22 protein-coding genes and 1 pseudogene are annotated in these 23,174 nt (G+C 65.3%); 21 read left to right on the top strand and 2 right to left on the bottom strand.

Annotation, left to right across the window (positions count from 1 at the left end):
* The first annotated feature begins 36 nt into the window (after nucleotides 1-36).
* From V8683_RS06445 to cysM, 16 genes are all read left to right on the top strand, one after another.
* Complete coding sequence (locus V8683_RS06445) at nucleotides 37-645, top strand: DUF2059 domain-containing protein (RefSeq protein WP_411188921.1); 609 nt, start codon at nucleotides 37-39, stop codon at nucleotides 643-645.
* A 178-nt stretch (nucleotides 646-823) separates the two neighbouring features.
* A complete protein-coding gene (gene serC, locus V8683_RS06440) occupies nucleotides 824-1,906 on the top strand; it encodes a 3-phosphoserine/phosphohydroxythreonine transaminase (RefSeq protein ID WP_411188922.1) in 1,083 nt (360 codons plus the stop codon).
* Nucleotides 1,907-1,975: 69 nt separating this feature from the next.
* Complete coding sequence (gene pheA / locus V8683_RS06435) at nucleotides 1,976-3,058, top strand: prephenate dehydratase (RefSeq protein WP_411188923.1); 1,083 nt, start codon at nucleotides 1,976-1,978, stop codon at nucleotides 3,056-3,058.
* Between the two features lie 57 nt (nucleotides 3,059-3,115).
* On the top strand, nucleotides 3,116-4,222 hold the full coding sequence (hisC, locus tag V8683_RS06430) for a histidinol-phosphate transaminase (protein WP_411188924.1): 1,107 nt from the start codon (nucleotides 3,116-3,118) through the stop codon (nucleotides 4,220-4,222).
* Nucleotides 4,223-4,256: 34 nt separating this feature from the next.
* Nucleotides 4,257-5,192 (top strand): prephenate dehydrogenase, encoded by a 936-nt coding sequence (locus V8683_RS06425; RefSeq protein ID WP_411188925.1) that lies wholly within the window; start codon nucleotides 4,257-4,259, stop codon nucleotides 5,190-5,192.
* A gap of 64 nt (nucleotides 5,193-5,256) precedes the next feature.
* Nucleotides 5,257-6,561, top strand: coding sequence for a 3-phosphoshikimate 1-carboxyvinyltransferase (gene aroA / locus V8683_RS06420; RefSeq protein ID WP_411188926.1), 1,305 nt, complete (start codon nucleotides 5,257-5,259; stop codon nucleotides 6,559-6,561).
* A 71-nt stretch (nucleotides 6,562-6,632) separates the two neighbouring features.
* Nucleotides 6,633-7,358, top strand: a complete 726-nt coding sequence (gene cmk / locus V8683_RS06415; RefSeq protein WP_411188927.1) for a (d)CMP kinase — start codon at nucleotides 6,633-6,635, stop codon at nucleotides 7,356-7,358.
* Nucleotides 7,359-7,517: 159 nt separating this feature from the next.
* Entirely contained in the window at nucleotides 7,518-9,248 is a 1,731-nt protein-coding gene (gene rpsA / locus V8683_RS06410) for a 30S ribosomal protein S1 (RefSeq protein ID WP_411190507.1), read from the top strand.
* A 26-nt stretch (nucleotides 9,249-9,274) separates the two neighbouring features.
* Complete coding sequence (locus tag V8683_RS06405) at nucleotides 9,275-9,598, top strand: integration host factor subunit beta (protein ID WP_411188928.1); 324 nt, start codon at nucleotides 9,275-9,277, stop codon at nucleotides 9,596-9,598.
* A 279-nt stretch (nucleotides 9,599-9,877) separates the two neighbouring features.
* Nucleotides 9,878-10,171, top strand: coding sequence for a lipopolysaccharide assembly protein LapA domain-containing protein (locus V8683_RS06400; protein ID WP_411188929.1), 294 nt, complete (start codon nucleotides 9,878-9,880; stop codon nucleotides 10,169-10,171).
* Nucleotides 10,172-10,235: 64 nt separating this feature from the next.
* A complete protein-coding gene (gene lapB, locus V8683_RS06395; protein ID WP_411188930.1) occupies nucleotides 10,236-11,411 on the top strand; it encodes a lipopolysaccharide assembly protein LapB in 1,176 nt (391 codons plus the stop codon).
* A gap of 79 nt (nucleotides 11,412-11,490) precedes the next feature.
* Nucleotides 11,491-12,897 carry a UDP-glucose dehydrogenase family protein gene (locus V8683_RS06390; RefSeq protein WP_411188931.1) on the top strand — a complete coding sequence of 469 codons (1,407 nt, stop codon included), beginning with the start codon at nucleotides 11,491-11,493 and terminating at the stop codon, nucleotides 12,895-12,897.
* On the top strand, nucleotides 12,860-13,867 hold the full coding sequence (rfaE1, locus tag V8683_RS06385) for a D-glycero-beta-D-manno-heptose-7-phosphate kinase (RefSeq protein ID WP_411188932.1): 1,008 nt from the start codon (nucleotides 12,860-12,862) through the stop codon (nucleotides 13,865-13,867). Before V8683_RS06390 ends, rfaE1 begins: the two co-directional genes overlap by 38 nt.
* Nucleotides 13,868-13,879: 12 nt before the next feature.
* The gene (rfaD, locus tag V8683_RS06380; protein WP_411188934.1) at nucleotides 13,880-14,872 is read left to right on the top strand and encodes an ADP-glyceromanno-heptose 6-epimerase; all 993 of its coding nucleotides are present in this window, start codon (nucleotides 13,880-13,882) and stop codon (nucleotides 14,870-14,872) included.
* 78 nt (nucleotides 14,873-14,950) lie between these two features.
* Nucleotides 14,951-15,307: a ComEA family DNA-binding protein gene (locus tag V8683_RS06375; RefSeq protein WP_411188935.1), complete on the top strand. Its 357-nt coding sequence runs from the start codon at nucleotides 14,951-14,953 to the stop codon at nucleotides 15,305-15,307.
* 266 nt (nucleotides 15,308-15,573) lie between these two features.
* On the top strand, nucleotides 15,574-16,476 hold the full coding sequence (gene cysM / locus V8683_RS06370; RefSeq protein WP_411188936.1) for a cysteine synthase CysM: 903 nt from the start codon (nucleotides 15,574-15,576) through the stop codon (nucleotides 16,474-16,476).
* Nucleotides 16,477-16,542: 66 nt separating this feature from the next.
* On the opposite strand, the gene mltB is transcribed toward cysM, so the two are convergent.
* Nucleotides 16,543-17,838: a lytic murein transglycosylase B gene (gene mltB / locus V8683_RS06365; RefSeq protein ID WP_411188937.1), complete on the bottom strand. Its 1,296-nt coding sequence runs from the start codon at nucleotides 17,836-17,838 to the stop codon at nucleotides 16,543-16,545.
* A gap of 204 nt (nucleotides 17,839-18,042) precedes the next feature.
* On the opposite strand from mltB, the gene V8683_RS06360 reads away from it, so the two are divergent.
* The gene (locus V8683_RS06360) at nucleotides 18,043-18,969 is read left to right on the top strand and encodes a histone deacetylase family protein (protein WP_411188938.1); all 927 of its coding nucleotides are present in this window, start codon (nucleotides 18,043-18,045) and stop codon (nucleotides 18,967-18,969) included.
* A gap of 90 nt (nucleotides 18,970-19,059) precedes the next feature.
* Nucleotides 19,060-19,869, top strand: coding sequence for an enoyl-CoA hydratase (locus V8683_RS06355; RefSeq protein WP_411188939.1), 810 nt, complete (start codon nucleotides 19,060-19,062; stop codon nucleotides 19,867-19,869).
* A gap of 2 nt (nucleotides 19,870-19,871) precedes the next feature.
* Here V8683_RS06355 and V8683_RS06350 read toward each other — a convergent pair whose 3' ends face one another.
* Complete coding sequence (locus tag V8683_RS06350; protein ID WP_411190508.1) at nucleotides 19,872-20,735, bottom strand: alpha/beta hydrolase; 864 nt, start codon at nucleotides 20,733-20,735, stop codon at nucleotides 19,872-19,874.
* Between the two features lie 368 nt (nucleotides 20,736-21,103).
* Here V8683_RS06350 and V8683_RS06345 point away from each other — a divergent pair, with 368 nt between their 5' ends.
* The 3 genes and pseudogenes from V8683_RS06345 to V8683_RS06335 all read left to right on the top strand — a co-directional run.
* Nucleotides 21,104-22,138 (top strand): methionine ABC transporter ATP-binding protein, encoded by a 1,035-nt coding sequence (locus tag V8683_RS06345; protein ID WP_411188940.1) that lies wholly within the window; start codon nucleotides 21,104-21,106, stop codon nucleotides 22,136-22,138.
* The gene (locus V8683_RS06340) at nucleotides 22,128-22,781 is read left to right on the top strand and encodes a methionine ABC transporter permease (RefSeq protein WP_411188941.1); all 654 of its coding nucleotides are present in this window, start codon (nucleotides 22,128-22,130) and stop codon (nucleotides 22,779-22,781) included. The genes V8683_RS06345 and V8683_RS06340 overlap by 11 nt, the downstream gene beginning before the upstream one ends.
* 215 nt (nucleotides 22,782-22,996) lie before the next feature.
* Nucleotides 22,997-23,174: pseudogene (locus V8683_RS06335) on the top strand (electron transfer flavoprotein subunit beta/FixA family protein); the annotation flags it as partial.

Below are 23,174 nucleotides of genomic sequence, written 5' to 3'. Positions count from 1 at the left end.
GCAGGCAGTTCGACTAATTTCTCTAAGGGAGTAATGATGCAAAAACGATTCAAGCAGGTTTTGTTGCTGGCCGCTCTCGTGCCGACGTTTGCGATGGCTCAGGCGCTCCAGAACCAGGCGCCCGACCAGTCTGCACCGGCCGCTGCCGCAGCACCGATCGATCCGGCAAAGCAAGCCGCGATCAAGGACCTGCTCGACGCGATCGACGCGCAGAAGCTCGTCGGCGCAATCGGCAACAGCGCGCAGATGCAGGCCAAGCAACTCGTCCCGGCGATCCTGTCGGACGCGCTGACGGAAAACAAGACGATGACGGACAAGCAGAAGCAGGCTTCCGTCCCGGGGCTGCAGAAGAATGCCGTGCCGAAGCTGGTTGACTCGGCAGGCCAGGTCTTCGCGACCCCCGCGTTCCAGCAAGATGCCATGCAAGCTCAGTACGACGCTTACGCGAAGTACTACAGCACGCAGGAAATCAAGGACCTGACGACGTTCTACCGCAGCCCGACCGGCCGCAAGTTCATCCAGGTGCAAGACCAGGTGGGCCGCGACGTCGTGAACGGCCTGATGCAGAAGTACATGCCGCAGTCGATCAAGGCAACGCGTCAGCAGGCTGACCAGGAAGTCGCCAACGCCGCCAAGGCCAAGTAAGTCAGGCATACCGGCGCCGCTGGCTGCCGGGCTCGCGTTGGCGGGTTCCAGCTGACAGTGCGATAATGGTTGTTTGCGCGTGAGCGCAAGCAACCATTTTTCATTTCGGGCGCGTTTTTCCGGTGCCTTTTATGCCACCGTGATACCGCCGCGCCTGCCTCCCCGGGGTCCTTTAACGATGCGCGTCTTCAACTTCTCCGCCGGACCTGCGGCCATGCCCGAAGAAGTGCTGCGCCAGGCCGCCGACGAAATGCTCGACTGGCACGGTAGCGGCATGAGCGTGATGGAAATGAGCCATCGCGGCCCCGAGTTCATGCAGATCCACAGCGAGGCGCTGCTCGACCTGCGCGAGTTGATGGAAGTCCCGGCGAGCCACCACATCCTGTTCTTGCAAGGTGGCGGCATTGGCGAGAACGCGATCGTGCCGCTGAACCTGTTCGGGGTGAAGCCGCGCGCCGACTTCGTGGTCACCGGCGCCTGGTCGCAGAAGTCGCAGAAGGAGGCGCTCAAGTACGGCGCGTCGCACATCGCGGCCAGCGGGCGGACCGAGGCGGGCTTCACGCATGCGCCGTCCGCGAACGAGTGGAAGCTTTCGGACGATCCCGCTTACGTCCATTTGTGCACGAACGAGACGATCGACGGCGTCGAGACCTTCGAGATCCCCGATCTCGGCGACATTCCGCTCGTGGCCGACGCTTCGTCGCACATCCTCTCGCGCCCGATGGACATCGCCAAGTACGGCGTGCTCTACGGCGGCGCGCAGAAGAACATCGGCATGGCCGGCGTGACGGTCGTGATCGTGCGCGAGGATCTGCTCGACCGCGCGATGTCGATCTGCCCGTCCGCGTTCGAATGGAAGACGGTTGCCGCGAACAACTCCATGTTCAACACGCCGCCCACCTATGCGATCTACATCGCCGGGCTCGTGTTCAAGTGGCTCAAGCGCCAGGGTGGCCTCACCGCCATCGAAGCGCGCAACATCGAAAAAGCGAAGCTGCTCTACGACACGATCGACGCGAGCGGCTTCTACATCAACAAGGTGGAGCGCCGCGCGCGCTCGCGGATGAACGTACCGTTCTTCCTCGCCGACGAATCACGTAACGAAGATTTCCTTGCCGGCGCGAAGGCGCGTGGGCTGTTGCAGCTGAAGGGCCACAAGTCCGTCGGCGGCATGCGGGCGTCGATTTACAACGCGGTGCCGCTCGAAGCAGTGAAAGCGCTGGTCGAGTACATGAAGGAATTCGAAGCGAAGCACGCATGAGCGCCGCATTTAGTATCTAACTATGCGCGGCTCGCGCGTGCGCCTCCTTTCAGATTGCCGGTCTCACGCATGGACGACGAACTCAATTCCAAACTCAAGCCGCTGCGCGAACGTATCGACGCGATCGATGCGCAACTGATCGCGCTGCTCAACCAGCGCGCGGCGGTGGCGCTCGAAGTGGGCGAGGTCAAGAAGCACTACAACGCGCCGGTGTTCCGCCCGGAGCGCGAGCTGCAGGTGATCGCGCGCCTGCAGGGACTGAGCGCAGGGCCGCTCGGCAACGAGCACATCAGCGCGATCTGGCGCGAGATCATGGCCGCGAGCCGCTCGCTCGAAAAGACGATCACCGCGGCCTATCTCGGGCCGGTCGGCACCTATAGCGAGCAGGCGATGCACGCGTACTTCGGCCAGTCGATCGAAGGCTTGCCGTGTCCGTCGATCGACGAGGTGTTCCGCTCGGTCGAGGCCGGGGCCTCCGAGTTCGGCGTGGTGCCGGTCGAGAATTCGAGCGAAGGCGCCGTGTCGCGCTCGCTCGACCTGTTTCTCGAGACGCAGCTCGTGATCGGCGGGGAAATCGCGCTGCCGATCGAGCACAACCTGATGACGCAAAGCGGCAAGCTGGCGGGCGTGACGCGCGTGTGCGCGCATCCGCAAGCGCTCGCGCAGTGCCAGCACTGGCTCACGGCGCACGCACCGCACCTGGAACGCCAGGCCGTGGCGAGCAACGCGGAGGCGGCGCGTCTTGCCGGCGCCGACCCGACGGTCGCCGCCATTGCCGGCGAGCGGGCGGCCACCCATTACGGCCTCCTGATCGCGAATGCGCTGATCCAGGACGATCCGCACAATCGCACGCGCTTCGTCGTGATCGGCAAGCAGCCGGCGGGCCCGACGGGCAACGACCAGACGTCGATGATCGTTTCGGTGAAGAACGAGCCGGGCGCCGTCTACAAGCTGCTCGAACCGCTCGCGCGCCACGGCGTGTCGATGACGCGCTTCGAGTCGCGTCCGGCGCGTGTCGGTACGTGGGAGTACTACTTCTATATCGACTTCGAGGGCCATCGCGACGATCCCGCCGTGGCCGGCGCGCTCGACGATCTCGGCAAGAAGGCCGCGTATCTGAAGATCCTGGGTTCGTATCCGCGCTCGCGCTGAAAACGTGGTCGGGCGGCTGCCAGGCCGTCCGCCAGGAACTGCTGAAGGAGACCCTGCATGACATCGCAATTCGGCCCGAACTACGTGCGCGCGATCGCGCCCTACGTTGCGGGCAGGCCGATTTCGGAAGTGGCGCGCGAGTTCGGGCTCGACGAGGCGCGCATCGTGAAGCTCGCCTCGAACGAGAACCCGCTCGGCATGCCCGAGTCGGCGCAACGCGCAATCGCGCAGGCCGCGTGCGAGCTGGGCCGTTATCCCGATTCGAACGCGTTCGAACTGAAGGCCGCGCTCGCCGCGCGCTACGACGTGCCGCCCGAATGGATCACGCTCGGCAACGGCAGCAACGACATCCTTGAACTCGCGGCGCGTGCGTTCGTCGAGCGGGGGCAGTCGATCGTCTATTCGCAGTACTCGTTCGCGGTCTATGCGCTCGCCGCGCAGGGCCTCGGTGCAAGGCATCTCGTGACGCCGGCCGTCCATCATGGCCACGATCTCGACGCGATGCTCGCGGCGATTGCCGACGACACGCGCCTCGTCTTCGTCGCCAATCCGAACAACCCGACCGGCACGTTCATCGACGGCGCGACGCTCGAGGCCTTCATCGCGAAGGTGCCGAGCCATGTGGTGGTCGTGCTCGACGAGGCCTACACGGAGTATCTTGCCGCCGGCAAGCGTTACGACTCGATTGCCTGGGTGCGCCGCTATCCGAACCTGCTCGTGTCGCGCACGTTCTCGAAGGCGTACGGGCTCGCCGGTCTGCGCATCGGCTTCGCGATTGCGCAGCCGGAGCTGACCGATCTGCTGAACCGTTTGCGTCAGCCGTTCAACGTGAATACGCTCGCGCAGGCTGCGGCTGTTGCCGCACTCGGCGACACCGCGTTCCTCGAAAAGAGCGCCGCGCTCAACGCCGAAGGGTATCGCCTGCTGACGGCCGCTTTCGAACGCCTCAAGCTCGAATACGTGCCGTCGGACGGTAACTTCGTGCTCGTGCGCGTAGGCAATGAAGACGGCGCGGGCGACCGGGTGAATCTCGCCTTGCTCAGGCAGGGCGTGATCGTGCGTCCGGTCGGCAACTATGGCCTGCCGCAGTGGCTGCGCGTGACGATCGGCCTGCCCGAGGAGAACGTGGCCTTCCTCGCGGCGCTTGAACGCGCGCTCGTGTGAGCGACGCGTATGTTTTCGTTTTTCCGGTGATGTCGTGAGCGTGTTTTCCTTCAACAAACTGGTGATTTTCGGTGTCGGCCTGATCGGCGGGTCGCTCGCTCGCGGGCTGCGCGAGCGCGGTGCCGGCGGCCTCCATGCGGGCCGCGTGATTGGCGTGGGGCGGCGTCTGCATTCGGTCGAGCGCGCGCTCGAACTGGGCGTGATCGATGCGGCCGCCACGCTCGACGACGATGCGGCGCTGGCCGAAGCGCTCAAGGGCGCCGACGTCGTGCTGCTGGCTGCGCCTGTCGCGCAGATGCGCGCGTTGTTCGAGCGCATCGCGCCGCATCTCGAAGACGAGACGCTCATCACTGATGCGGGCAGCACCAAGAGCGACGTGATCGAGGCCGCGCGCGCGGCGCTCGGCGCGCGTATCGCGCAGTTCGTGCCGGCTCACCCGATTGCGGGCCGCGAGTCGAGCGGCGTGGAGGCCGCGCTGCCCGATCTCTATGTCGGCCGCAACGTGGTGCTGTGCCCGCTCGCGGAGAACGCGCCGGAAGCGGTCGAGCGCATCGCCGCGATGTGGCGCGCGACGGGGGCCGTGATCGGCACGATGAGCGCTGCGCAGCATGATCGCGTGTTCGCCTCGGTGAGCCATCTGCCGCACGTGCTGTCGTTCGCCCTCGTGGACCAGATCCTCGCGTCGCCCGATGCCGAGCTCAAATTTTCGTTCGCTGCCGGAGGCTTTCGCGATTTCACGCGTATTGCCGCGTCGAGCCCGGAGATGTGGCGCGACGTCTGCCTCGCGAACCGCGCGGCGTTGCTCGCCGAGCTCGACGCCTACACCGAAGTGCTGGCGAAGCTGCGCGCAGCCATCGACACCGGCGACGGCGCCGCCCTCGAAACGGTGTTCGCGCGCTCGCGCGCGGCGCGCAGCGCGTGGCAGGAGCGCGGCGGCAAGCGCGCTGCCGAGGCCGCACCGGACAAGTAAGCCGAAAGATCAGCCGACAGACCCGCCGCGCCCTCGCGCCCGACCGAATTCTCAGGACACACCCATGGACTACCTCGATCTCGGACCTTTCTCCCGTGCGTCCGGCACCGTCCGCCTGCCCGGCTCGAAGAGCATCTCGAACCGCGTGCTGCTGCTCGCGGCGCTGGCCGAAGGCGAGACCACGATCACGAATCTGCTCGACTCCGACGACACGCGGGTCATGCTCGACGCGCTCGAAAAGCTCGGCGTGAAGCTCAAGCGCGAAGACGACACCTGCGTCGTGCAGGGCACGCGCGGCGCATTCACGGCGGTGCGCGCGGATCTCTTCCTCGGCAACGCGGGTACGGCCGTGCGTCCGCTCACGGCGGCGCTCGCGGTGAACGGCGGCGACTACCGCATTCACGGCGTACCGCGCATGCACGAACGGCCGATCGGCGACCTCGTGGACGGCCTGCGCCAGATCGGCGCGAAGATCGATTACGAGGAGAACGAAGGCTTTCCGCCGCTGCGCATTCGTCCGTCGGCGATTTCGGTCGATGCGCCGATCACCGTGCGCGGCGACGTTTCGAGCCAGTTCCTCACGGCGCTGCTGATGACGCTGCCGCTCGTGCGCGCCAAGGACGGCGTGACGGTCGTGCAGGTGGACGGCGAGCTCATTTCGAAGCCTTATATCGAGATCACGATCAAGCTCATGGAGCGCTTTGGCGTGAAGGTCGGGCGCCACGGCTGGCACCGCTTCGAAGTGCCGGCGGGCGTGCGCTATCAGTCGCCCGGCAAGATCATGGTCGAGGGCGACGCGTCGTCCGCGTCGTATTTCCTCGCCGCGGGCGCCATCGGCGGCGGTCCGCTGCGCGTGGAGGGCGTGGGGCGCGCGAGCATCCAGGGCGACATCGGCTTTGCCGACGCGCTCGGCCGCATGGGCGCCAACGTCACGATGGCCGACGACTGGATCGAAGTGCGCGGGATCGGCAACGATCACGGCAAGCTCGACCCGATCGACATGGACTTCAATCTGATTCCCGACGCGGCCATGACGATCGCCGTGGCGGCGCTTTTCGCGGACGGCGCCACGACGCTGCGCAATATCGCGAGCTGGCGCGTGAAGGAAACCGACCGCATCGCGGCGATGGCCAAGGAGCTGCGCAAGGTCGGCGCGGAGGTGGAGGAGGGCGTGGACTATCTGATCGTGCGCCCGCCCGCGCAACTCACGCCGAACGCGGCAATCGACACGTACGACGATCACCGCATGGCAATGTGCTTCTCGCTCGTGAGTCTCGGCGGCGTGCCCGTGCGCATCAACGACCCGAAATGCGTCGGCAAGACGTTCCCCGACTATTTCGACCGGTTCCTCGCGCTCGCGCAGCCGTAACGCCTTATTTTTCCCTGACGCCGATACTGAAGTTGTCACCGTAGTGGTTCGCAGTTGCTAATAACGCCAGCATGAAATCAAACCGTCCCTTTTATCCGACGCCCGTCATTGCAATCGACGGCCCGACCGCTTCCGGCAAGGGCACGGTGGCCACGCTCGTGGCCGCGCATCTCGGCTTTCACCTGCTCGACAGCGGCGCCCTGTACCGGCTCGCGGCGCTCGCCAGCATCCGCTATGCGATTGCCTGCGACGACGCGGACGGCCTTGCAAAGCTGATCGACGATCTTCACATCACGTTCCGCGAGGGGCTTGCGCAGCTCGACGGCGTCGATGTCTCGACCGAAATCCGCGCCGAGGAAGTCGGCAACCGGGCCTCGGTGATCGCCGCGCATCCTTCGGTGCGCGCGGCGCTCGTGGCGCGCCAGCGGGCCTTCCGCAAGCTGCCGGGGCTCGTCGCGGACGGTCGCGACATGGGTACCGTGATCTTTCCGGAGGCGGTTCTGAAGGTGTTTCTGACAGCGAGCGTCGAGGCCCGCGCGGCCCGCCGGCATAAGCAATTGATCCAGAAGGGATTTTCTGCTAATATGGATGACTTGCTCCGGGATTTGCGTGAACGCGATGCGCGCGACAGTAGTCGCACGGCCGCGCCGCTCAAGCCCGCAGCAGATGCGAAGCTTCTGGACACCTCGGCGCTCTCGATCGACCAGGCGGTCGAACAGGTGGTGCAGTGGTACCAGACGCTGTCGTCAGCATCGCAGCCCGCCCGTCACCACGACGGGCACGGCAAACAGGCGTAAGCCGTAGTTGTAGTAGCAGTGGTGCTCCGCACGAGCGGAGCGTGTGTTAAACCCTTTAACCCCGTATGGCTTTCGCATCCGTGCCGCGAACAGGCGTTCCGGCAGCAAGGCGGGACCGGTCCAGATGACCGGCAGGCAGTCGAACCCGCGGCGAAAACCCTGCAAATTCAGATTTTTATGTCCGACCTGCAAACCTCCACCCCGAATACCGAATCTTTCGCGGCTCTGTTCGAAGAGTCGCTGACCCGCCAGGACATGCGCGCCGGCGAAGTCATCTCCGCTGAAGTCGTGCGCGTCGACCACAACTTCGTGGTCGTGAACGCTGGCCTGAAGTCCGAGGCCTACATTCCCATCGAGGAATTCCTGAACGACCAGGGCGAAGTGGAGGTTCAGGCGGGCGATTTCGTTTCCGTCGCGATCGACGCGCTGGAAAACGGCTACGGCGACACGATCCTGTCGCGCGACAAGGCGAAGCGTCTCGCTTCGTGGCTGTCGCTGGAAAAGGCTCTCGACAACAACGAACTCGTGACCGGCACGATCACGGGCAAGGTCAAGGGCGGCATGACCGTCATGGTCAACGGCATCCGCGCGTTCCTGCCGGGTTCGCTCGTCGACACGCGTCCGGTCAAGGACACCACGCCGTACGAAGGCAAGACCCTCGAATTCCGCGTCATCAAGCTCGACCGCAAGCGTAACAACGTCGTGCTGTCGCGCCGTGCCGTGATCGAAGCCACGCAAGGCGAAGAGCGCGCCAAGCTGCTCGAAACGCTGAAGGAAGGCGCGATCGTCAACGGCGTGGTCAAGAACATCACCGACTACGGCGCGTTCGTGGACCTCGGCGGCATCGACGGCCTGCTGCACATCACCGACATCGCATGGCGTCGCGTGCGTCACCCGAGCGAAGTTCTCTCGGTTGGCCAGGAAGTCACCGCGAAGATCCTCAAGTTCGACCAGGAAAAGAACCGCGTTTCGCTCGGTATCAAGCAACTGGGCGACGATCCGTGGGAAGGCATCTCGCGCCGTTACCCGTCGGGCACGCGCCTGTTCGGCAAGGTCACGAACATCACCGACTACGGCGCGTTCGTCGAAGTCGAATCGGGCATCGAAGGCCTGGTTCACGTTTCCGAAATGGACTGGACCAACAAGAACGTTGCGCCGTCGAAGGTTGTCCAGCTCGGCGACGAAGTCGAAGTCATGGTCCTCGAGATCGACGAAGACCGCCGCCGCATCTCGCTCGGCATGAAGCAGTGCAAGCCGAATCCGTGGGATGACTTCAGCCGCAACTTCAAGAAGGGCGACAAGCTGCAAGGCGCGATCAAGTCGATCACCGACTTCGGCGTCTTCATCGGTCTGCCTGGCGGCATCGACGGCCTGGTTCACCTCTCCGACCTGTCGTGGAGCGAAACCGGCGAAGAAGCCGTGCGCAAGTACAAGAAGGGCGACGAAGTCGAAGCCGTGGTTCTGGGCATCGACGTCGAGAAGGAACGCATTTCGCTCGGCATCAAGCAGCTCGAAGGCGACCCGTTCAGCAACTTCGTTGCCATCAACGACAAGGGTGCGACTGTCGACGGTACGGTGAAGTCGGTCGACGCGAAGGGTGCGGTTATCACCCTGACGGCCGACGTCGAAGGCTACCTGCGTGCTTCGGAAATCGCGCAAGACCGCGTGGAAGATGCTCGCAACGTGCTGAAGGAAGGCGACAAGGTTAACGCGATGATCATCAACATCGATCGCAAGTCGCGTGGCATCAACCTGTCGATCAAGGCGAAGGACTCGGCTGAAACGCAGGAAGCGCTGCGCAGCATGTCGTCGGACACGGGTTCGGCTGCCACCGGCACGACCAACCTCGGCGCGCTGCTCAAGGCCAAGCTCGACGGCCAGAACCAGTAAGCCTCATAACGGGGGCAAGCTGAAGTATGACCAAATCTGAATTGGTCGCGCAGCTGGCTACGCGATTTCCGCAACTTGTCCTCAAGGATGCGGATTTCGCGGTCAAGACGATGCTCGATGCGATGTCCGAGGCGCTTGCCAAGGGCCATCGCATCGAAATTCGCGGTTTTGGCAGCTTCGGCCTGAACCGCCGGCCGTCGCGCGTGGGACGCAACCCGAAGTCGGGTGAGAAGGTGCTGGTGCCTGAGAAGTTCGTGCCGCACTTCAAGCCGGGCAAGGAATTGCGCGAGCGTGTGGACCGGCGTGCGGGCGAGCCGCTGAAAGCGGACGAGCCGGACGATGATCTGTAAGTCGCCCTTGGGTGCTTGCGGTTGTCGGCGGTCAATGCCAGATGGCCAGATATAAGGACCGGAAAGCGCCGGGGGTTATCGACCCCCGGCGTTTTTTTTTGTGCATACCCGGTGGTATCGCCTGCGGATTCGCCGCGTGCCCGCGACATGCGCTATAGCGCACATCCCGATGGGCGAGGCGTTCATTTACAATACGGGTCACTTCGGCACGGCTCGTGCTGCGGCGCAGCATGGCGGCCGGTGCCGGCGCCTTCTTCGCAACTGCCAAGAGACTCTTTCATGAGATTGATTGCCTGGGTGATCCGTGTGCTGGTATTCGTGTTGCTGCTCGTGCTTGCGCTCGCCAACACGCAAACCACAACGTTGAACTTTCTTGCCGGGTACGCGTGGCAGGCTCCGCTGATCTTGATCGGCCTCGCATTCTTCGTGGTGGGGTTGCTGGCCGGGCTGCTTTCGGCGCTGCCGGGCCTGTTCCGGCTGCGTATGGAGAATGGCCGCCTGAAGCGCGATCTGCGGGTGGCGCGCGAGACGCCGTCGCCGGTTGTCGAGCCGCCGCTGCCGCCGCTCATCTGACGCCATCGTTTCGCCGTGCGCCCGCAAGGCGTGCGGCTTGTGTCCCGCTTACACCGTCGCTCGCATGGATCTCGATTTCTGGTGGCTTCTCGTCATTCCCGTCGCTTTCGCGCTCGGCTGGATGGCGTCGCGCTACGACCTCAAGGCGCTTTTGTCCGAAAGCGCCAACCTGCCGCGCTCCTATTTCCGCGGCCTGAATTTCCTGCTCAACGAACAGCCGGACAAGGCCATCGATGCGTTCATCGAAGTCGCCAAGCTCGATCCCGAAACGGTCGAGCTGCACTTCGCGCTCGGCAACCTGTTCCGCCGCCGCGGCGAGACCGACCGCGCCATCCGCGTGCACCAGAATCTGCTTTCGCGCCCGGACCTGCCGGTGAACGAGCGCGATCACGCGCTCTATGAACTCGGCCAGGATTATCTGAAGGCGGGCATGCTTGATCGCGCGGAAGAGACCTTCGTCTCGCTGCAATCGGGCGACTATGCGCTGGGCGCCCAGCGGGCACTGCTCACGATCTACGGCATCGAGAAGGACTGGAACCGCTCGATCGATACCGCGCGCCAGCTCGAAACCATGGGCGCGGGTTCGCTCGACGTCGAAATCGCCCAGTTCCATTGCGAGCTGGCGCAGGAAGCGCTACAGCAGAAGAAGCCCGACGAAGCGCGGCGCCAGCTCGAGCTCGCGCTCAAGGCGAATCCTCAGAATGTGCGCGCGACGATCCTTGGCGGCGACGCCGACGCGGCGGGTGGCGACTGGGAGGCGGCGCTCGACCGGTGGCGCGGCGTGGAGGAGCAGAATCCCGCGTATCTGCCGCTCGTCGCCGAGAAGGTCATGAAAGCCTACGAATCGCTCGGCCGCGCGGAAGAGGGCGCGCAATTGCTGACCACGTGGGTCGATACGTATCCGTCGAACGATCTGCTCGACGTCGCCTACAAGTACGTTGCGGCGCTGCGTGGCGGCGACGCGGCGCACGCGCTTGCGCGCACGCAGATGCAGAAGGCACCGAATCTCGCCGGCATGGCGCGTCTGCTCGAAGCGCAGCAGGCCACGGCAGAGGAGCCGCGCAACAGCGAGCTCCAGTTGATGCGCTCGCTCCTGCAGCAGCGCACCAAAAATTTGCCACGCTACACGTGCCAGAATTGCGGCTTCCGGGCGCGCCTCTTCTACTGGCAGTGCCCGGGGTGCAGCGGCTGGGAAACCTACGCGCCGCGCCGCGTCGAGCCGATCCCCGCGTCGAGCTGAGCGTCCGGCGTTCGTCCGCGGGCCGTATGCAGGCGGGGCGGCGCCGCAACACAACACAGAATCTCTCACCGGAGCGCGTATGAAAATCACCATTGTCGGCACCGGCTACGTCGGCCTCGTCACCGGGGCGTGCCTTGCCGAGATCGGTCACGACGTGTTCTGCCTCGACGTCGATCCGCGCAAGATCGACATCCTGAATGGCGGTGGCGTGCCCATCCACGAACCGGGCCTGCTCGAGCTCATTGCGCGCAACCGTGCGGCGGGCCGCATCACGTTTTCCACCGACGTCGCCGCGAGCGTCGCGCACGGCGAGGTGCAGTTCATCGCCGTGGGGACGCCGCCCGACGAGGACGGCTCCGCCGACCTGCAATACGTGCTCGAAGCGGCGCGCAACATCGGCCGCCACATGAGCGCCTTCAAGGTGATCGTGGACAAGTCGACCGTGCCCGTGGGCACCGCGCAGCGCGTTCACGCCGTGCTCGGCGAGGAACTCGCGAGGCGCGGCCTGGCGGGCAGCGCGGAGCATCGCTACTCGGTTGTCTCGAATCCCGAGTTCCTGAAGGAAGGCGCGGCCGTCGACGACTTCATGCGGCCCGACCGCATCATCATCGGTATCGACGAAGACGAGAACGGCGGCCTCGCGCGCGAGAAGATGAAGCGCCTCTATGCGCCGTTCAACCGCAATCACGAGCGCACGATCTACATGGACGTGCGTTCCGCCGAGTTCACGAAGTACGCGGCCAACGCCATGCTCGCCACGCGCATTTCGTTCATGAACGAAATGGCCAACCTCGCCGATCGCGTAGGCGCCGATATCGAGTCGGTGCGTCGCGGCATTGGCTCTGATCCGCGCATCGGCTATCACTTCCTCTATGCCGGCTGCGGCTACGGCGGCTCGTGCTTTCCGAAGGACGTGCAGGCGCTGATCCGCACCGCAGCGGAATCGGGCCAGAATCTGCGCATTCTCGAAGCCGTCGAGGACGTGAACCACGGGCAGAAGGAAGTGCTGGTGCGCAAGATCGTCGGCGCATTCGGGGACGATCTTTCCGGCCGGCGCTTCGCGGTCTGGGGGCTCGCATTCAAGCCGAACACGGACGACATGCGCGAGGCGTCGAGCCGTCGCCTGATTGCCGAGCTGCTCGCGCGCGGCGCGGCGGTGACGGCCTACGATCCGGTTGCGACCGACGAGGCGCGCCGCGTGTTCGGACTCGATCTCGCACACGTGCCGGAACTGCTCGCGCGGCTGACGTTTGCAACGGGTCCCGAAGAGACGGTCGTGGGGGCCGACGCGCTCGTGATCGTTACCGAATGGACCGTTTTCAAGGCGCCGGACTTCGCCTACCTGAAGTCCGTGCTCAAGTCGCCGTTTATTTTCGACGGCCGCAATCTCTACGAGCCGGACGCGATGGCGGAACTCGGCATTGACTACTATTCGATTGGGCGACCCCATGTCAAGCTCGCAACCGATGCAACTCCCACGGTCTGATTCCACGGAGAAGGGCGTCGCGACGCCCGCGCCTGCCGTCGAGCACGTGCCGCGCGAGCGCTTCGCCGCCGCGCGCGTGCTCGTGGTGGGCGACGTGATGCTCGACCGTTACTGGTTCGGCGACGTCAACCGCATTTCACCCGAAGCGCCGGTGCCGGTCGTGCACGTGCAGCGCCAGGAGGATCGCCTGGGCGGCGCGGCGAACGTTGCGCGCAACGCCACCGCGCTCGGCGCGCAAGCGGGCCTGCTCTGCGTGGTCGGCCACGACGAGCCGGGCGAGCGCATCGTCGGACTGCTCGGCGAAAGCGGCGTCAACGCCCATCTCGAACGCGATCCTGCGTTGCCCACCACGATCAAGCTGCGCGTGCTTTCGCGTCAGCAGCAGTTGCTGCGTGTGGACTTCGAAAACACGCCGGCGCACGAAGTGCTGCTCGCAGGCCTCGCGCGCTTCGACGCACTGCTGCCCTCGCACGACGTGATCCTCATGTCCGACTACGCGAAGGGCGGCCTCACGCACGTCACGCAGATGATCGCGAAGGCGCGTGCGGCAGGCAAGGCCGTGCTGGTCGACCCGAAGGGCGACGACTGGGAGCGCTATCGCGGCGCGAGCGTCATCACGCCGAACCGCGCCGAGCTGCGCGAGGTGGTGGGCACGTGGAAGTCCGAAGAGGATCTGCTCGCGCGCGTGACGAAGCTGCGCCGAGAGCTGCAGTTCGATGCGCTGCTGCTGACGCGCTCGGAGGAGGGCATGACGCTCTTCACCGACGACGGCGTGCTGCACGCGGCGGCCGACGCGCGCGAAGTGTATGATGTTTCGGGCGCCGGCGACACGGTGATCGCCACGGTGGCCGTGGCGCTGGGCGCGGGCCTGCCGCTCGTGCAGGGCGTCGCGCTCGCGAACCGTGCGGCCGGCATCGTGGTCGGCAAGCTCGGGACCGCTACCGTCGACTACGACGAACTCTTTCGCTGACGCAGGCACACCATGACTCTTATCGTGACCGGCGCGGCCGGCTTCATCGGCAGCAATATCGTCAAGGCGCTCAACGAGCGCGGCGAGGATCGCATCATCGCCGTCGATAACCTCACGCGCGCCGACAAGTTCAAAAATCTGGTCGATTGCGAAATCGACGACTACCTCGACAAGACCGAATTCGTCGAGCGCTTCGCGCGCGGCGACTTCGGTAAAGTGCGCGCGATATTCCACGAAGGCGCCTGTTCGGACACGATGGAGACCGACGGCCGCTACATGATGGACAACAACTTCCGCTACAGCCGCGCGGTGCTCGACGCCTGCCTCGCGCAGCGCGTGCAGTTCCTGTATGCCTCGTCGGCGGCGATCTACGGCGGTTCGAGCCGCTTCGTCGAAGATCGCGAGGTGGAGGCGCCGCTGAACGTCTACGGCTACTCGAAGTTCCTGTTCGACCAGGTGATCCGCCGCGTGCTGCCCACGGCGCAGAGCCAGATTGCGGGCTTTCGCTACTTCAACGTCTATGGTCCGCGCGAAACGCACAAGGGCCGCATGGCGTCGGTGGCGTTCCACAACTTCAACCAGTTCCGCGCCGAAGGCAAAGTGAAGCTGTTCGGCGAGTACAACGGCTATGCGCCGGGCGAGCAGACGCGCGACTTCGTCTCGGTCGAGGACGTCGTGAAGGTCAATCTGTTCTTCTTCGATCATCCCGGGAAGACGGGCATTTTCAATCTGGGCAGCGGCCGTGCGCAACCGTTCAACGACATTGCAAGCACCGTGGTCAACACGTTGCGCGCGATGGAAGGCAAGAACGCGCTGACACTCGGCGAACAGGTGGAGCAAGGTTTGATCGAGTACATTCCGTTCCCCGACGCGTTGCGCGGCAAGTACCAGTGCTTCACGCAGGCCGATCAGACGAAACTGCGCGCAGTAGGCTACGACGCGCCGTTCCTCACGGTGCAGGAAGGCGTCGATCGCTACGTGCGTTGGCTGTCTGGCCAGGTGTAATTCGCACCCGCCGCTCCCTAAACTGGACTCTCACTGCCGGCGACGGTCGCCGGCAGGTCGTTTCAAGGGAGATCCAGCATGTTCAGAAAACTGCTCGCCGCGGCACTCTTCGTTGCCGCAGTCGGCCACGCGTTCGCGGCGGTCGACGTCAACACCGCCAATGAAGACGCGCTGCGCGGCATCAAGGGCATCGGGCCGGCACGCGCGAAGGCCATTCTCGACGAGCGCGGCGCGCACGGGCCGTTCAGGGACGCCTCCGACCTCGGCAAGCGCGTGAAGGGCATGGGCGGCCATACGGTCGAACGTTTGCAGGCCGAAGGATTGTCGGTCGGGCCGGCGAGCGCGCAGGCCGCGCACGGCAACGGTCAGTCGGCACAAACTGCGAAGGCGGCACCGCCTGGACAGCCGGCGGCCGCCGTGACGGTCAAGAAGTAGCCGCCGTCCCGTTCTTCGCTTACGCGCGGTAGCGCCTGACGGTCCCTTCAGGTGGCCACTCAGGTGACGTCGACCCGTGGCCTTGACCCGCGGCCCGGGCCGCGGGTTTTTTGCGCCACCGTGCAATCATCGCAGCGCCACACCACAGCGGCCTCGCCCCTACCGCTGTCAGGGGTCGTCAGCGCCAGGCCACTGCGTGGTTTAGAATCGACGGATCACATCCTACGCGCCATGCCTTGTGCATCGCGCCCGAAACGCAATCTGCCATGCCATACAAGACCATTGAAGACACGATCGGCAACACGCCCCTCGTGCAACTCGTCCGCCTGGTGGACGACGACATCCGCGCGCGCAACAACGTCATCCTGGCCAAGCTGGAGGGCAACAATCCCGCGGGCTCGGTGAAGGATCGTCCGGCGCTCTCGATGATCCGCAAGGCGGAAGAGCGCGGCCGCATCAAGCCCGGCGACACGCTCATCGAGGCCACGAGCGGCAACACCGGCATCGCGCTCGCGATGGCAGCGGCGATTCGCGGCTACAAGATGCTGCTCATCATGCCGGAGGATCTCTCGGTCGAGCGCCGCCAGAGCATGGCTGCCTACGGCGCGCAGATCCTGCTCACGCCGGTCAAGGGCGGCATGGAGTACGCGCGCGATCTCGCCGAGCAGATGCAGCGCGACGGCAAGGGCATCATCCTCGACCAGTTCGCGAACCCGGACAACCCGCTTGCCCACTACGAGGCCACCGGTCCGGAAATCTGGAACGAGACCGAGGGCCGCATCACGCACTTCGTGTCGTCGATGGGCACGACCGGCACGATCATGGGCACGTCGCAGTTTCTGAAGGAAAAGAATCCGGCCATCGAGATCGTCGGGGCGCAGCCGGAAGAAGGTTCGCGCATTCCGGGCATCCGCAAGTGGCCGGAGGCATACCTGCCGAAAATCTTCGACCGCAGCCGCGTCGATCGCACCGAGAACGTGAGCCAGGCCGCCGCCGAGACCATGGCGCGGCGCCTCGCTTCCGTCGAAGGCATTTTCGCGGGGATATCGTCGGGCGGCGCGTGCGAGGTGGCGATGCGCATTGCACGTCAGGTCGAGAACGCGACCATCGTGTTCATTGTCTGCGATCGTGGCGACCGTTATCTTTCGACTGGCGTGTTCCCGGCCTGAGCGGCGTCGTGACGCGCGGGTGGCGCGCCGCTCAGGAAAAGCGGGGGGCCACCCCTGGATCGATGTTTACTGCTGATCGCCGGGAGCGGGCGCCATACCCGGCGCGGCAGGGCCACCCGATCCACCCGGGCTACCCGATCCGCTATTACCTGGCCCGCTGCCCACACCGGGCTGCGTCGCCAGCATCTGCGCCTTCACGCGCATCCCCAACTGATACACCGCAAGCGCATAGAAGAAGCTGCGGTTGTAACGCGTCAGCACGTAGAAGTTCTTCAGCCCGAGCATGTACTGAGTGGGCCGCCCCGGCGTCGGCAGATCGACGACCGTGACCGGCGTGCCCGCTTCGGCCGCGATGTCCACGCTCGGCTCGCCGAGCACTAGCCCCGAGCGCAGCAACTGTTCGAGCGGCCAGTGCGGTTCCGGCTGCCCGTCGGCGGCGGCCTGCGCGATACCTTGGCTACCCGCATCGCCGGCGATCTGCCAGACCACCGGACGGCCCGATTCCCAGCCGTTCTGCCGCAGATAGTTGGCGACGCTGCCGATTGCGTCGGCCGGGCTCGTGCGCAGGTCGATATGGTTATTGCCGTCGTAGTCCACCGCATACTGCACGATGCTGCTCGGCAGGAACTGCGGAATGCCGATTGCGCCCGTGTAGGAACCCAGCACCGAGGTCGGATCGATCTGCGCGCCGCGCGTCCACACCAGATAGTCTTCAAGATTCTTGCGGAACGTTGCTTCGCGGTCGGCGCGGTTCGGCGTGTTCGGGTAGTCGAACGCAAGCGTCGTCAGCGCGTCGAGCGCGCGGAAGTTGCCCATGTAGCGGCCGTAGATCGTCTCGACGCCGATAATGCCGACGATCACCTCCGGCGGCACGCCGAACTCGTCGGCGGCGCGCTGCAGCGTGGCTGCGTTTTCGCGCCAGAACTTCACGCCCGCATTGATGCGCACGGGATCGAGAAAGCGCGCCTGGTAGACGCGCCAGTTCTTGATGCCCGGCGTGGGCGAGGGGGTGACGAGCTTCACCGCCGTCGCCGAATAGCTCACGCCCGCGAACAGCGCGTGCAGCGCGGTCGGGTCGAAGTCGTAGCGCGCCACCATGTCGTTGATGAATCCGTCGACATCCGGGTTGTTCGCATAACGCTGCGGGATGATTTCCTCTTCGAACGTCTGGCCCTGCTGCGTGGGCGCCTGGGGCTGCGCCTGCGTGACGGTGAGCGGGGCCTGGGGCGCTTGGGGTACCTGTGGCGCTGCCGTCTGGGCACGCGCCGTGCCGGTCCACAGCGGCAGCGCGGCGCTGAGCGCGAGGGCGAAAGTCGTGATGCGCAGGCGGCCGGATGCGGACAGAGCGGACTTGAGCGTCATGGGAAGCGGAAAGGTGGGAGCGAAGAGTGAAAGGGGCACGGGGCAGTATACCCGAGCGCCCCGCCGGAATTGGCGCTCCGGCGTGCCGGGTCGGCGCTTTCGCACGGAGTCCCTGTGGTAACGTGATGACTGATTGCGTGCTTTTCCGGCGCGCCCCAAGGATGGAGACCCGCGGCGACGTGCATGCCGCGGCAAGCACGACATATGACGACCGGATTCTTTACGCACCCAGACTGCCTGCTGCATGAAATGGGCGACTGGCATCCCGAATGCCCGGCGCGCCTGCAGGCCATCGAAGACCAGTTGATCGCGGGCCGCATCGACACGCTGATCGAGCGCGACGAGTCGGCTCCGCTCGCCGAAGTGTCAGCGCTGCTGCGCGTGCACACGCAGGCGCATATCGACTTCATCCGCAATACGTCACCGCAAGAAGGGTATGCGGAGATCGATCCCGATACGTCGATGAATCCGCACACGTGGCAGGCTGCGCTGCGCGCCGCGGGCGCGGCGCTTGCCGCCACCGACGCCGTGATCGCGGGGCGCTACGAAAACGCGTTCTGCAGCATCCGGCCGCCGGGCCATCACGCGGAACCCGCGCGCGCAATGGGTTTTTGCTTCTTCAATAACGTCGCGGTCGCGGCGCGGCACGCGCTGGAGGTGCACGGCCTCGAGCGCGTCGCGATCATCGATTTCGACGTACACCACGGAAACGGCACGGAGGCGGCCTTTGCGGGCGACTCGCGCGTGCTGATGTGCAGCTTTTTCCAGCATCCGTTCTACCCGTTCTCGGGTGCGGATCACCCGATGCCGAACATGGTCAACTTGCCGATGGCCGCACGCACGAAGGGCATGGAAGTGCGCGAGGCCATCGACCTGATGTGGCTGCCGCGCCTGCACGAATTCAAGCCGGAGATGCTGTTCATTTCGGCAGGCTTCGACGCGCATCGCGAGGACGACCTCGGCAACATGGGCCTCGTCGAGGACGACTTCGCGTGGATCACCGAGCAGGTCCGCGCGATCGCCCAACGCTATGCGAAGGGGCGCATCGTGAGCTGCCTCGAAGGCGGCTATAACCTCTCGGCGCTCGGGCGCAGCGTGGTCGCGCATCTGCGCGCGCTCGCCGATCTGTGAAATCGCCGCGCATCGCCGTGCCGTGTTGCCGTATTGCCGTGTCGCTTTGTCATGCCTCGTGACACGCATCGAGCCTGAAGGAGAGTGTGCATGAGCGTTCAACCGTCCGTCCCGGCCACCGGTGCCGAATCGTCGCTAATCGAAGTGACGCACGATGCCTGGGGTGTGCCGGGCGTCGTGCGTGTCACGCTGAACCGGCCCGATGCGTTCAACGCGCTCTCCGAGGCGCTCATCGACGCGCTGCAGGAACAGCTTTCGGCGCTGGCAAAGTCGCCGGCGCGCGTGGTCGTCATCGCCGGTGCGGGCCGCGCGTTCTGCGCCGGGCACGATCTCAAGGAAATGCGGGCGGCCCCTTCGCGCGAGTACTACGCGCAGCTATTCGCGCGCTGCACGAAGCTGATGCTGACGATCCAGAAAATGCCGCAGCCCGTGATCGCGCGCGTGCACGGCGTCGCGACGGCGGCCGGCTGCCAGCTCGTGGCGATGTGCGATCTGGCCGTCGCTGCCGACACGGCACGCTTCGCCGTATCGGGCATCAACCTCGGTCTCTTCTGCTCGACGCCCGCGGTGCCGCTTACGCGCAACGTTTCGCGCAAGGCGGCGTTCGAGATGCTGATGACGGGAGAATTCATCGATGCCGTCGCTGCACAGCGCGAGGGGCTCGTGAACCGCGTGGTTGCGCCGGAAGAACTCGACGCGGCGGTGACGGCGCTGGCCGCAAGCATTTGCGCCAAGCCACGCGAAGCGGTCGTGGCCGGCAAGGGGCTCTTCTACCGGCAGCTCGAAATGGGCATCGAGGCCGCGTACCAGTTGGCGGGCCAGACGATGGCCTGCAACATGATGACCGACCCCGCGCTCGATGGCGTGCAGGCTTTCATCGAGCGCCGCGGGGTGAAGTGAGGTCAGGCTTCAGCGGGCGCCGCCGTCGTGCCCGCGTTGTGCGCCTTTATCCAGTCGATCGCGGCGTCGATCACGCGTTCGCGTTCGAGGTCGTTGAGCGTCTCGTGATAATTCCCTTCGTAGAGCGTGAGCGTGCGGTCGGGCGAGCCCACATGGGGGCCGAACGCGCGGCTGCCGTCGGGTTCGGTGAGCTTGTCGGCGGTGCCGTGCCAGATCAGCACCGGCAGGCGCAATTCCGCGCGGCCGGCTTCGATACGCCGCATCGCGTTGAGCACTTCGGCTCCTGTACGCGCCGGAATCGGGCCGTGATGGACGAGCGGGTCGGCACGGTTCGCCTCGACCACGCGCGCGTCGCGCGCGAGCAGGGCAGCATCGATCTTCATTGCGGGAAAGCGCGGCCAGATCGCGCTCATCACGCGGCTCGCGGCAATCATCCATGACGGTACGTCGCGGCCGGGCGCCAGCGCCGGGCTCGACAGCAACAGGCCCGCGAGCGGCACGCCGCCATGCGGCGCGCGTTCGATCGCATAAAGCGCCGCAATGGCGCCGCCCATGCTGTGCCCCATCAGGAAGAGCGGGGTGCCTTGCCGGGCGCAGGCATCGCCCGCGTGGGCGACGAGGGCATACGCATCGTTCAGGTATTCGTCGAAGTGCGCGACCCACGCGCGAGGGCCGCTTGCACGGCCGTGGCCGCGCAGGTCGATCGCATAGACGTCGATGCCCGCGGCGTTCATGGCGGCAGCGAATGCCGCGTAGCGGCCCGCATGTTCGGCCAGGCCATGCAGCAGCGCGATCGCGGCCACCGGCGGCGTGGCGGTCGTGCGCCAGACGTAGAGAGGCAGCGTCGCGCCGTCGGGCGCATGCAGTGTCGAGGTTTCGGGAGTCGCGCCGGGTGCGGCATCACGCGCGGCGGCGTCGAACGGCGGGTTTGTCTCCATGGCTCTTCTTGTCCTTTGCGGTGGCTATTGTCGGTATCGTCTGCGCGGTGCGCCGCCCGATCATAGCCGCCGCGCCGCCCCGTTGGGCTCGCGCGGGGCAGCGGCATTCCTCTAATGCAATCCGGTTATGAAAATATCGAAATCAATTATTAAAAGGAATGACGGCCGCCAGGGTAAAATCGCGAGTTGAATTCAGTCCAGCAACGGCGGCTGTTTGCCGGCGCCCGGCGCTTCGGTGATCCCTGCGATCTTTCCGGCGTGCGGTGCGCGGCACGTCCGCCGTTTCGTTTTTCTCCATGATCGAAATACGCAACGTGTCCCAGCGTTTCGCCGGCCCGCAAGGCTGGATCGAGGCGCTGCACAACGTCAATCTGACCATCCCTCCGGGCGAAGTGTTCGGTATCATCGGGCGCAGCGGCGCGGGCAAGAGTACGCTCGTGCGCACCATCAATCTGCTCACGCGCCCTACCGAAGGCGATATCGTCGTCAACGGCCATACGCTCACGTCGCTCTCGCCCGCCGCGCTGCGCGAAGCGCGGCGCGAGATCGGCATGATCTTCCAGCACTTCAATCTGCTCTCGTCGCACACCGTGTTCGACAACGTGGCGCTGCCGCTCGAACTCGCGGGCATGAAGCGCGCGCAGATCGAGGAGACGGTGCTGCCGCTCCTCGAACTCGTGGGCCTCGCGGCGCAGAAGGATCGCTACCCGTCGCAGATCAGCGGCGGCCAGAAGCAGCGCGTGGGCATTGCGCGCGCGCTGGCGAGCAAGCCGAAGGTGCTGCTCTCCGACGAAGCCACGTCCGCGCTCGACCCTGAAACCACGCGGGCGATCCTCGACCTGCTGCGCAAGATCAATCGCGAGCTGAACCTCACGATCGTGATGATCACGCACCAGATGGAGGTGATCAAACAGGTCTGCGACCGCGTTGCCGTGCTCGATGCCGGCCGCGTGGTCGAAACCGGCCCCGTGATCGACGTGTTCCTGCAGCCGCGCCACGAAGTGACGCGCGCGCTGCTCGGCGACGTGATCGCGCAGGAACTGCCGCCCGCGCTCAAGGCGCGCGTGACCGAACGGCTCGCGAAGGGCAGCGGCCATCTGCTGCGCCTGGCTTTCAAGGGTACGGGCGTGGATCAGCCGGTGCTCTCGGAGACGATTCGCCGCTTCGAACTCGATTTCAACATCCTGCATGGCCAGATCGACGAGATCCAGGGGCAGGCGTTCGGCTCGCTCGCGGTGCTGGCCGGCGGCGATCCGGCCAGGGTGGCGCAGGCCGTGGCCTGGCTGCGCGAGCAAGGCGTGGTGGTGGAGGAACTGTCCCATGTGGAGTGAAATGTTCGACATGTTCGTCCAGTCGTTCTGGGAAACGCTCGTCATGGTGGGCATCTCGGGCGTCGTGGGCGCGGCCGTCGGTCTCCCGCTCGGCGTGCTGCTCTATCTGACCGATCGGGACGGCGTGCTGCAGAGTCTCGCCGTCAATCGCGTAATGGGTGCGATCGTGAACGCCGTGCGCTCGGTGCCGTTCATCATCCTGCTCGTTGCCGTGATTCCGTTTACGCGGCTCGTGGTGGGGTCGTCGATCGGCACGGCAGCCGCGGTCGTGCCGCTTACGATTGCCGCCGCGCCATTCATCGCGCGGCTCGTCGAAACGGCGCTGCGCGAAGTCGATCGCGGTCTCATCGAGGCTGCGCAGGCGATGGGCGCGAGCACGAGCCAGATCGTCTTCAAGGTGCTGCTGCCCGAGTCGCTGCCCGGCGTCGTGGCGGGGCTCACTATCACGTTCATCTCGCTCGTCGGCTATTCGGCGATGGCGGGCGCGATCGGCGGCGGTGGCCTGGGCGATCTCGGCATCCGCTACGGTTACCAGCGTTTCGAGCCGGAGGTCATGCTGATCGTCGTCGTGATCCTGATCGTGTTCGTGCAACTCGTGCAGTCGCTCGGCGACTGGCTCGTGCGGCGCCTGAGTCACAAGTGAACGACAACCAGGGCGGGAGGCCATGGATCTCCCGTTTAGAGAAATTCGTCGGAACCCGGGGTTGTAGCCCGGGTTTTTTCCACCGTAAAATAGCACGATCGTTCGCTGTCGCGCAAAAGCGGTAGCTGTGAAAAGTGCGGGCGGCAGAGGCGCACGGCGAGGCGCTCGCTATAATGTCCGCCAGGTTGACGTATTCGTAACTTCGGAGCATGTGAATGAAAATCCTTGTGCCAGTCAAGCGCGTAGTCGATTACAACGTCAAGGTCCGTGTGAAGTCGGACGGCACGGGCGTCGATATCGCCAATGTGAAGATGTCGATGAACCCGTTCGACGAGATTGCGGTGGAAGAAGCGGTACGTCTGAAGGAAGCGGGCGTGGCGACCGAGGTGGTGG

This window comes from Paraburkholderia sp. AV2 (assembly GCF_054968425.1).
Note: the sequence above shows the minus strand (reverse complement) of the source record. Positions and strands in the feature narration are given on the sequence as shown.